General features: G+C 41.7%; 8 protein-coding genes. 3 read left to right on the forward strand and 5 right to left on the reverse strand.

Annotated elements, in window-relative coordinates:
• Positions 1-81: 81 nt before the first annotated feature.
• The 5 genes from WA338_RS10985 to WA338_RS11005 form a co-directional block, all read right to left on the reverse strand.
• Positions 82-1,509, reverse strand: a complete 1,428-nt coding sequence (locus WA338_RS10985) for a purine-cytosine permease family protein (RefSeq protein WP_273017047.1) — start codon at positions 1,507-1,509, stop codon at positions 82-84.
• A 2-nt stretch (positions 1,510-1,511) separates the two neighbouring features.
• Entirely contained in the window at positions 1,512-2,663 is a 1,152-nt protein-coding gene (locus WA338_RS10990; protein ID WP_336093342.1) for an alpha-hydroxy acid oxidase, read from the reverse strand.
• 5 nt (positions 2,664-2,668) lie between these two features.
• Entirely contained in the window at positions 2,669-4,042 is a 1,374-nt protein-coding gene (locus WA338_RS10995) for an FGGY-family carbohydrate kinase (protein ID WP_336093343.1), read from the reverse strand.
• A 17-nt stretch (positions 4,043-4,059) separates the two neighbouring features.
• Positions 4,060-5,340: a sugar isomerase gene (locus WA338_RS11000; RefSeq protein WP_009781042.1), complete on the reverse strand. Its 1,281-nt coding sequence runs from the start codon at positions 5,338-5,340 to the stop codon at positions 4,060-4,062.
• A gap of 95 nt (positions 5,341-5,435) precedes the next feature.
• A complete protein-coding gene (locus WA338_RS11005) occupies positions 5,436-7,532 on the reverse strand; it encodes a bifunctional rhamnulose-1-phosphate aldolase/short-chain dehydrogenase (protein WP_009781041.1) in 2,097 nt (698 codons plus the stop codon).
• Positions 7,533-7,682: 150 nt separating this feature from the next.
• On the opposite strand from WA338_RS11005, the gene WA338_RS11010 reads away from it, so the two are divergent.
• From WA338_RS11010 to WA338_RS11020, 3 genes are all read left to right on the forward strand, one after another.
• The gene (locus WA338_RS11010) at positions 7,683-8,729 is read left to right on the forward strand and encodes a GntR family transcriptional regulator (RefSeq protein ID WP_009781040.1); all 1,047 of its coding nucleotides are present in this window, start codon (positions 7,683-7,685) and stop codon (positions 8,727-8,729) included.
• Between the two features lie 98 nt (positions 8,730-8,827).
• Complete coding sequence (locus WA338_RS11015) at positions 8,828-10,342, forward strand: sialate O-acetylesterase (protein WP_273017045.1); 1,515 nt, start codon at positions 8,828-8,830, stop codon at positions 10,340-10,342.
• 3 nt (positions 10,343-10,345) lie between these two features.
• Complete coding sequence (locus tag WA338_RS11020) at positions 10,346-11,635, forward strand: rhamnogalacturonan acetylesterase (protein WP_336093346.1); 1,290 nt, start codon at positions 10,346-10,348, stop codon at positions 11,633-11,635.
• Positions 11,636-11,651: the final 16 nt, after the last annotated feature.

Below are 11,651 nucleotides of genomic sequence, written 5' to 3' on the forward strand. Positions count from 1 at the left end.
TTATTGTTTACGCTTTATTGGCACCGCCAAAGGGTTAAACTCCTTGGCTTGCCCTGAGGTAGTTTACCTAAGCGTTATACTTTAAGTGCTCACAGGAGCAGTTTTTGTTTGATAAAATTTACTGAAAATTAAAAACAGAATTCCGCAGCTTATCCAGGCCGGTAAGGTTAGGAAGGATAAGAATACATCATACTGAACTGAGATAAAATAAAAGACACCAAAGCTTAATGCCCAAGCACCAAATACTGCCCAGTTGAATTTTACCCCGGTCTTTTCAGCATAAAACGGTTGAATTCCCGCAGCCTTACCAAAGAAATGATCAAATACGATTATCGCTCCAATCGGGGCAAGAATGAATCCATAAAGTGCTACGAAACCTAATAATTTCATTGCAAAAGCAGGAAATAAACCTGCAATCGTCGCTACAGATCCTGCGATTATGGTGACCCAAAAAGTTGAAACCTTTGGCATAATGGCTTGAAATGCAAGTCCGGCGCGATAGATGGTTGGGTTTGCAGTCGTCCATCCTGCGAGAATGACAGCAATAATTCCAAAAATTCCAATAGCATTATTAGCTAAAGGTCCCGGAGCTACTGACGGTGCCTCACCGCCTGCCAGCATCGCTTGAGCTTCTGGTGATTTTAAATAAACAGCATATAATAATGCTGCCGCGATCCAGGCAACATAATGCCCTATGTAGATTCCACCGGCGGTCGTCCAACCTGCGCTTGGTTTTTTCGCAAAGCGGAAAACGGAGAGGTCAGACATCCCAATGTGCATTGCAGCATTGGCAAACCAAGACCATAACACGACGTGCCAGAAGGTGTATTTTATTTGACCCGGAAAAGGTTCGCTTCCTTCTCCCCAAATATTCCAAAAGTCAGTAAAGCTATGCACATCTAATTGAATCAACGCCACTACACCACAAGCGATAAACGCCAGCACGATCACCGGAGACATCCAGTTTGCGGCTTTTGCTACAGTTTGATATCCTTTTGCAGCAATTATGGAAATCACAGCACCAATAGCGATCACAATGATCACCCAGGTAAGACTGTTGGGAGTCGTATCGGTGAGTTTGGGCATTTCCATATCAAATGGAATCCCTACTGCTGTAGCTGAAACCGTGATCATCGCTCCTGCAAGAAAACAGAAGAGGACGCCATTGGCAAGATTATAAGCCGTTACCAGACGTTTTCCGCAGATTTTTTCAAGGTGGAAATACAGCGTGTATCGAAACTTGGTTCCGATCTCTGCCGTCAAAAAGCGCCAGCTTAACACCGCCATCAAGTTCCCGATGAGCAGCCCAACGATTAGGTCAAAAGCACTAACGCCGGTGGTGAGAAATAGTGGCCCGATTACAAATTCGGTACCTGCTGCGTGCTCTCCGGCGTACATTCCTAAAAATGCCTTCCAACTTTGTAGTCTGGATTGAGGTACCGCCTGGCGTTCAAATTCACCACCGGCGATTTCCTCTATAGTTTCTTCTTCTTGAGTGTATTGCGACATAGTTAGGAGGTTATTAAATGTTTTGGTAGATCTTCAACGCGCTCGCACACCAATTGATCCATCACTTGTTTGAATTGGGTTTTGAGCATCCCGATGGTGTGATCTCCACCTTTATTGCCTAGAGCCCCACAGCCGTACATAAAGGAGCGTCCCATGAAGGTGAATTTTGCACCGCAAGCCATCGCACGTGCGATATCTGGTCCAGAGCGTAAACCGCTGTCCATCATCACTTCAATTTGATCACCGTAGGTGGCTGCAATTTCTTTTAATGAATTGATCGTTGATTGTGCAGCATCCAGCTGGCGGCCACCGTGGTTAGAAACAATGATTCCGTCAAAGCCCATTCTTATGGCATCTTGAGTGTCTTGCAAGGATTGCACACCTTTAAGTACCAATTTTCCCTTCCAGCGATCGCGGATGGGTTTTATTTTTTCTTCGTTGAGTTTTCCTGAAAACGTACGGTCCATAAAAGCGCCCAGTTGTTTCAGGTTTAAACCTTCAGGCGTGTAGGGTTTTAAGTTTTCAAAGGTGGGTTGACCGTGTTTAAGGGTGTTAAATGCCCAAGTAGGTTTACCCAAAATCTGCATAATATTTCTAGCAGACATTTTTGGTGGAAGTGCGAGCCCATTTCTAAAATCTCGAGGTCTGTAACCAAAAGTCGGTACATCGCACAGCAGTACTAAAACCGGACAACCGGCAGCTTCGGCTCGATCTATAATGTCGTTGCGCACCGCGTCTTCAACAGGATTGTACAACTGAAACCACGCATTTCCTTCGGTAAGTTCGCTTGCCTTTTCAATATTCATTGTGGTTACCGTACTCAGAATAAAGGGAATATTATTTTTATGCGCTGCCTTAGCCAAGATTGCGGGTGAATTAGGCCACATTAGCCCTTGTAATCCCACTGGAGCGATACCAAAAGGCGCATCAAATTCCATCCCAAGTACTTTGGTATTCGTTGAGCTTTGTCCGTAATTGTTGAGGTAACGCGGCTGTAGTTGTACATCGCGTATTTCTGAAGTGTTGCGTTGTATGCTTACATCTTCATTACAACCACCATCCAGATATTCAAAAGCAAAGGCAGGAACGCGCTTTTTTGCTTTGGAGCGTAAATCATCAACCGATGGATATGCAGTGTCAAAGGAGTTAGCCATAGTAGTTATTTAGCGATGAAAGGAATATGCTTTTTCATCGAATAATTTTTCTTTAAAAATTTAGAGTTCAGTTGGGTGTCAGAAATACAAATTGCTGCGCCTAAGGCAGATCCCAGCGAAGAATCTGTGGTACGCAATTCCATCGTTCTGAAATGATGCGATAACAAATGAATATAGATATCGTTATCGCTAAAACCACCGTCAACAAAGAGTTTTTCGATGGTCATATTCCCTTTGGCGCTTTTGATGCTCTCTACTTGAAGCAGCACGAGTTCCATCATTAAATGGTGATAGGCGTCCTCAAATGAGGTGTAACGCAAATGGGTTTCTTCAGGCATTTCAGGATCTTCTATAGATTCCCATTTGAAGATTTTCTCAAATTCTTTAACGATCTCGTAATGAATTTCAGGATCAAATTTTACGGTCTTGTGATAGTCCTTATCTACCTGATAATGTTCGGTTAATTTTTTAACCTGAATGCTGTATTCATTGCCCAAAAATAAGCGTGCCGATTTAACCGGTTTACCGTTGATGCGCATATAATTAATACAATCATCTGCAACGTCTTTTTTACTCAACGTACGTTCTACAAATGGGTTGAGCGCGATACTCCACGTTCCGGTCGAGATCAAAATGAATTGATTTTTAAGGCTGCGTACATACGGAAGCAAAGCCGCCGAACTGTCATGAATACCTACGCCAATTTTAATACGTTTGCCGTTATAATTCATATTGATGCTCGTTTCGGTAGAAACGATAGGAGGGAGGATCTGATCTAAGTTTTCGGCATATACCCAATCGTGGTAATCTCTTTTTTCAAAATCCCAAAGCGAAGTATGGCAACCTATACTGGTGTACTCGCTCAACGGAATTCCTGTAAACACAAAACTTAAATACTGCGGAAGGTGCAACGAATACCTGATTTTTTTAAAGACTTCAGGCTTGGTGTTTTTCAACCAATAGAGTTGCATCCCGGCGTTGAGCATTCCCGAGCTAGACGAACCTGTTTTCTGATGAAAATCTGCCTCCGGACCGTATTTCTCGTAAAAGCTATCAATAATATTCTGTGGAATCGATTTCGTATAGTTATACAAAGGGAAAATCACATCACGATTTTCATCCAAATGCACGAGACTTGCCCCGTATGAAGAGAAATTTATGGCTTTGATCTCATACTTTTCAGTTTTAAGCATGCGGTCAAAAACCGTTTTTAACCAATCGCGAAGTGCTGAAAGATCTTCGGTAGGATGCCCGTCTTCATCTGTGATTTCATCAAACTGAACGTATTCACGATAAACCTCTTGAAACTCGTCGTCAAAAAGGAAGAATTTCTTGTTGGTTTTTCCGATATCAAATACTGCCGTAACTGTCTTCTTCATTAACTCTTGCTTGCAGTTTATAGTCCCGTTGCCACTGTGTTTTTACCTCTGGTTTTAATAAGCGCATCACGCACACCTAGTTCGCGATAGGCTGCAATAGGATTAAGTGCTCCGCCGGTTTTTAGACGCGCCTCCTGAACTAATGGGCGTACGTCTGTGCGGTAAGCGGTTTGTAAAATCTCCTGACACAAGGTAACATCGTTATTTTCCTGAGCTGCTCGTAAAGCATCTTGATCGATCAAGAGCGCTTTTGCGTAGGCTTCCTGAATGGCTTCAAGCGATTGAATCAAATCTTCAAGCGGATCTTTGAGGTTATGACTCGCATCGATCATCCAACCCAATTCCGGGTTTTGTGGATTGTTTTGCATTCCGTAAACCAACTCGTTAAAGATGAGGAAGAGGGCATATGGCTTGATGCTTCCTACGGTAATATCATCATCACCATATTTACTGTCGTTAAAATGAAAACCTCCAAGTTTTCCTTTCAGCATAAGAATGGAAACAATTTGTTCGATATTGGTGTTTGGAAGGTGGTGTCCTAAATCTACCAAGGTATAGGCGCGTTCACCACAACCGTTAGCAAGCATTAACGAGGTTCCCCAATCTTGAATAACGGTACTGTAGAAGTACGGCTCATAAGGTTTATACTCGATAAACATTTTCCAATCAGCCGGCATATCTTCATAGATCGAGATCAAGCTGTTTTGGGTATGGGTTAATGCAGTTTGAAAGTTGTTTTGCCCGGGAAAAGAAGCCCCGTCAGCCAACCAAACGGTTAAGCTTTTTGATCCTAGTTTATTTCCGATCTCTACAACTTCTTTGTTGTGCGCAATTGCCTGCTCACGTACAGCGGCACTGGTATTACTCAGCGAACCGTACTTATAGGTTTCCTTTTGATTTTTTTGATCCTGAAAGGTGTTGCTGTTTACCGCATCAAACTTGATCTTGTTGATCGCAGCGAGTTCTTTTATCGCATTATAATCCTCAGGCACATCCCAAGGAATGTGTAATGAAACAGCTCCTGCGGTTTGGGTAAGCTTATGAATAAGCCCGATGTCTTCAATCTTTTGCTCTAAAGAAGCAGGTTCTCCTCCGTAAGAGAATCTTCCGAAGCGGGTTCCACCGGCCCCTAATGCCCAGCTAGGAATCGCCACTTGAAAATCGGCTAATTTTTGAATAACCTGATTAACATCAATGTTAGATTTCGACAACGTTTGAGTTAGGAAATCGAATTGGGATTTATGAGTAGAAAGGTTTTTTGCGTTGAGATCTTGTAGTTGTTGTGTTTCGATATTCATGGAAGACAATTTTGGAGGATATTAAATTAACAGAAACTCCTGAGACTAAAAACAGAATCTGGAGTTTCTGATAATTAAAAACAATTCAATTAAAATTAGCGTACAAAAGCATTAGCCATACCACCGTCAACATTGATGGTATTTCCGGTACTTTTTTGCAGTACGCCCACACAAGCAAAAACTCCATCTGCTATATCATCTGGCAGGATGATCTCATTAAGCAAATTGCGTTTTGCATAGTGTGCAGGTAAATCTTTGACTTCTATGCCGTACGCTTTTGCACGACCTTCAGCCCAAGCTCCTTCCCAGATTTTGCTACCTACAATAACACCATCAGGGTTTACGGTATTTACACGTATTTTATCACTGCCTAATTCTGCTGCGAGTAAACGTGTCATATGTTGTTGAGCGGCTTTTGCAGTACCATAACCCACGTTATTAGGTCCTGAAACAAGTCCGTTTTTACTTGCGATATTCACAATATCACCGCCTAAGCCTTGCTTGCGCATAATCGCAACACCTTCCTGAGCCATTAAGAATTGCCCTTTAACAAGCACATTCTGTAATAAATCCCAATCTTTTTGAGTGGTGTCTTCTAAAGCTTTAGAAATTGCTAATCCCGCAGAGTGAATTACAATATCTACACCACCAAAGGCTAAACAAGCTTCTTTGTAGGCTTTTTTAATCGCTTCTTCGCTGGTAACGTCACAAACGGCACCGGCAACTTGATCTTTTTTATACGTCGCAACAGCTTCTTTTAAGGCTTCGTCGCTCATATCGGTAAGTACCACATTGGCACCTTCAGCAACAAGTTTATCTGCGATCGCTTTACCAATTCCGCCGGCAGCACCGGTAACTAAAGCTACTTTACGAGAAAGGGGTTGCTCTTTAGGCATACGTTGCAATTTTGCTTCTTCAAGCAACCAATATTCGATGTCAAATGCCTCTTGGCGTGGTAATGAAGTGTAGCTGGTAATCGCTTCTGCACCACGCATTACGTTAATCGCGTTGATGTAGAATTCGCTTGCTACACGTGTGGTTTGTTTATTTTTAGCAAAGCTGAACATTCCCACTCCCGGAAAAATGATGATCACAGGGTTAGGATCACGCATCGCCGGGCTGTTATCGTGTTTGCAGCTTTCGTAATAGTCTTTATATTCTTGACGGTATTGTTCAAAAGAAGGTTCTAATTTAGCTAGCACCGCTTCGGTATCGTCAAGATCTGCATCTTTATCTAAGTCTAAGATCAATGGTTGAATCTTGGTGCGCAAAAAGTGGTCTGGGCACGAAGTTCCCATTGGAGCTAATTTATCAAGATCATTGCTGTTGATAAACTGAAGTACTGTGTCACTATCAGTAAAATGACCTATCATTCGGTTTTCAGAAGAAGCAAGTCCGCGTAGAAGTGGCATTAATTTAGCAGCCTGATCTTTACGCTGATCTGCCGGTAAACTTTCAATTTTTTGCCCACCAAACACGCTTCCGTTTTCTTTTACCTTTTTCTCAATATAAGAAGAAGCTTTTTCGATCACTTCAAGGCTATTGATATAGCACTCATAAGAAGTATCTCCCCACGTAAAAAGTCCGTGGCTTCCTAAAACAATTCCGCGTATTCCAGGGTTTTCATTCAGGCATTTTTCCAGTTGAAGACCAAGGTCAAATCCCGGACGTTGCCAAGGCACCCAACCCATTGTATCTCCCCAAATTTCTTTGGTGATTTTCTCACTATCTTCAGCTGCAGCAATGGCAATAAGTGCATCAGGATGCAGGTGATCGATGTGTGCAAAAGGAAGTAATCCGTGAAGTGGCGTATCAATAGAAGGTGCTTTCGAGTCTAAATCATAAATACAATGATTAAAAAGCCCAACCATACGGTCTTCATCTTCGAGACCGCCGTAAACATTTTTAAGATTTCTCAGACGCTCTGTATAAAGGCCTGCAATACCTTGTCTGGTTAAAGTTCCTATATCTCCACCAGAACCTTTTACCCACATTACTTCTACATCTTCATTGGTAAGAGGGTCTTTCTCTATGGTTTTACAGCTGGTATTACCGCCGCCGTAATTTGTTATTCTTAAATCTGCGCCAAGGATGTTTGAGCGGTATAAGAATAAAGCAACCTGATCGTCGCCTAATTCTGCCGCCTTTTGTTCATCCCAAAGATAATCTACGTGGCTAAAAGTTTTTTCCATTTTTAGTTTGTAAAGGTTAAAGCATCTGTTTCAAAAATAGATGTTAACAAATAGGATAGCATCCTGTGCTGTACTGCAACATAAATCTTTTAATACGCTAATCTTTTGATTAGTTTTACAAAACACAAACAAACACACGCTTATCGCATTATGTCTCAAAATGTTCACATTAGTATTAATGAAGACTCCCGTATACCCAAATACAAGCAAATTGTTGATTCGATTATTGATGATGTTGCCAAGGGGAAATTAAAAATAGGAGAGAAGATCCCATCGATTAATGAATTGAGCGAGTCTGCCTATTTGAGTAGAGATACGGTAGAGAAAGCGTATAAGATTCTTAAAGAGCGGAAGGTGATTATTTCGGTTAAAGGAAAAGGCTATTACACCGCAAAAACCGAATTGATCTCTAAGATCAATGTATTCTTTTTAGTGAACAAGCCCAGCTCTTACAAGATGATGATCTTTAATCATTTTGTGAACACCCTAGGCGTTAATGCGCACGTTAACCTATACATTTATCATTGTGAAGAGTCGTTGTTTGTGAATGCGATTGAGAAGAATCTGGGAGCGTATAACTATTATGTTATCATGCCTCATTTTAAGGATAACGATTTTAATCACGTCAGTTTTACTCCTGAAGTTTTAAAAGCGATCGAACGTATTCCCAAAGATCAATTGTTGATGGTAGACAATACAAAACCAGAGATCAAAGGGAACTACGGTTCTATTTATCAAGATTTTAAGGAGGATATTTACAATGCCTTGATCGAGGGAAAAGAGAAACTAAAGAAGTATGAAAAATTGATATTGGTTTATCCCGAGAAACTCAGTCATCCTTATCCACGACGCATTCTACACGGGTTTAGACAGTTTTGTATGCAATATGATTTTGAATATGAAATTCTAAACGAGATTTATGAAGATATGGAGTTTGAAGGCAAAGACGTCTATATTACTATTGAAGAAATGGATCTTGTAAATCTGGTGCGTCAAATACGTGAGCGCAACCTGACTATGGGTAAAGATGTTGGCGTGATCTCTTATAATGAAACGCCGCTTAAAGAATTGCTTGGCATCACGGTGATCAGTACAGATTTTAAGGCAATGGGAGAGACGGCTGCTTATATGGTGCTCAAGAATAAAAAGGAAAAAGTAAAGAACGTTTTTAAGTATATCGAGCGCAACTCGGTATAAGTAGTTTTTAAATAACTGTAATCAATACGCTTATCAGAACAGTACAGGATGCCTTACTTAAAAGGGCATTGTATTTTTAGGCAGAATTATCAATTTGTATGATGCATTTTTGCCAAAAATTACGACTTGTACTCGTTGCTTCTTGTTTTTTTATTTGCTGTTTTGCTAGCGCACAGCTGCGACTTCCCGCATTAGTTGGGGATCATATGGTTTTGCAGCAGAACGCAAACGTTACCTTATGGGGATGGAGCGCTCCTAACCAAAAAATCCAGATTCAGGTTGGTTGGCAGGCAGAGGCGTTGGAGGCCACCGCAGATAATTCAGGAAACTGGTCTGTAAATGTGGCTACGGTTACAGCTGGCGGACCATATTCAATCAAAATTTCGGGTGAAGATAGCATCGAATTGCAAGACGTGATGCTGGGAGAAGTCTGGCTATGCTCAGGGCAGTCTAATATGTTTTTTCCTCTAGGGAAAGATGCACGAAGCTCCTGGCGCACCGGGATTATTGATTCTGAAAAGGAAATCGCTCAAGCTCAATTGCCCAATCTTAGACTATTTACAGTGGCTACTGCAGCAGCACAAGAACCGCTTCTTGATGTTAAGGGACATTGGCAACAGTGCACTCCAGAAACTGCTGCAGATTTTTCAGCTGTAGCTTATTTTTTTGGGCGTGATCTTCTTGAAGATCTTGAGGTACCTGTAGGTTTGATCAGTTCGTCTTGGGGTGGTACAAAAGTAGAATCCTGGATGCAAAAAGAGGTGTTGGAGCAGCACCCAGATTTTCAGCCTATTTTAGACAGAGAGGAGCTGAAGCAACACGCATATAAACAAGCTTTAGCAGCGTACAATAGCGCACAACAAGCAGGGACAACGCCACCTGAAAAACCCAAAAAAGCAGAAGCAAATAAAGCTCCCTACGTCTTGTATAATGCGATGATTCATCCGCTTTTGAACTATAAAATTAAAGGTGCTATTTGGTATCAGGGCGAAAGCAACGCAGATCGCGCCTATCAATACCGCAGTTTATTTCCGGCAATGGTAAAAAATTGGCGAGACCTGTGGGAGCAAGGAGATTTTCCGTTTTACTATGTGCAAATCGCACCGCATCATGGGCAGACTCCTGAAATACGAGAAGCTCAACTTCTGGCCTTAAACCGTATTCCAAATAGCGGAATGGTCGTAAGCGCAGATCACGGCAACCCAAAAGATATACATCCCCGCAATAAAAAACCTATAGGTAAACGGCTTGCCTCTTGGGCGTTAGCCAATACCTACTCCAAGAATATCGCGTTTTCTGGCCCGCTTTATGATCATTACTTGATCAAAGATGCAGTGATCGAAATCTATTTTAAGCACAGTAATGGGCTGAATATTAAAGGAGATGCCTTAAAAGACCTTGAGATTGCAGGTGCCGATGGTGTTTTTTATAAGGCCGAAGCGCAAATAGAAAATGATCATCTAGTTGTCTTTAGCAAAGCGGTGGAGCAACCTAAGGCTGTGAGGTTCGGTTGGAAAAACAGCCCTGAAGTACTTTTGTTTAACGCTCACGGTTTGCCGGCATCACCCTTTAGAACAGATGATTGGCCGCAGCCTACAATGCATAAATTATAAAAGATGAAGAAGATAAACGCATGCTATATACTATTAGTTTTATTGGGGTTGCAAATAAACGTACAGGCGCAACAGATCAAAAAGGTTTTTGATTTTGGCCAAGAACAACACCTGCCTGAAGCAACTTATGTAGGAACGGCTTTGCCCTATAATTCAGATATGCGCTATGGCTTTGATTTTGGTACCGCCTATCGTGTGGCTATGCAAGAGCAAGGTTTTACAGCTGGTATTCCGGTTTACTTTTCGGTAGATCTTCCTGAAGGAAATTATAAGGTTACCGTAACTTTATCAGGAAAAAATACCGAGATGACGGTAAAAGCAGAATCAAAGCGCTTATTTATTCCGCAGGAACAGATAGGTACTAAAGATGAGGTTACGCAGTCGTTTACCGTAAGTGTGTTTAACCCGATCATTGAAACCGGTAAGAAGGTAAAACTGAAAGACCGCGAACTCGTAAAATTAGATTGGGATCACAAACTCACTTTAGAGTTTTTGGGAACAAGTACGGTACAGTCTATTATCATTGAAAGTGTAGACACCAGAACTTTATTTCTCGCAGGAGATTCTACCGTGACAGATCAAGATCTGGAGCCTTGGGCTTCTTGGGGGCAATTTATAACGGCCTATTTAAACGAGGACATCGCTGTTGCCAATCAAGCTTCTTCGGGTGCTTCACTGGCGTCTTTTAGAGGAAGTCGAATCGAGAAGATCTTGAGCCAGTTGAAAGCCGATGATTTTGTTATAATTGAATTTGGTCATAATGATGAAAAGATCAAGGGCGAGGGTGGTGGTGCCTATGGTCTTTATACCGAAATAATGACCGATTTTATTCAGCGCATTAAAGAAAAAGGAGGTATTCCTATACTTAGCACACCTACACAGCGCAGAGCTTTTGACGGTAAAGAATTAGCTCCCACGCACGGCGAATTTCCCGATGCTATGCGAAAAGTAGCCAAAAAGGAAGCGGTCACTTTGATAGATCTTACAAAAATGACCACCAAAATGTATGAATCCTGGGGACCACAATTATCTAGAAAAGCCTTTGTACAGTATGCGGCAAATATGTTCCCTGGGCAAAGTGATGAACTTGAAGATAATACGCATTTTAGCAATTTTGGTGCTAATGAAGTTGCCCTTGCGGTTGTGAGTGGACTAAGAGCGAGTGATTCAGAATTGAAAAATTATATCGCAGAAGATACCCCAAAATACAATCCTAAAAGACCCAACAGTCCAGAAACGTATACCATACCCTTCAGCAGCTTGTTTGAAGCTTTAAAACCTGACGGAAATTAAAAATCTAATAACCACT

Origin of the sequence: Leeuwenhoekiella sp. CH_XMU1409-2, assembly GCF_037029365.1 — a bacterium.
Classification (GTDB): Bacteria; Bacteroidota; Bacteroidia; order Flavobacteriales; family Flavobacteriaceae; genus Leeuwenhoekiella; species Leeuwenhoekiella blandensis.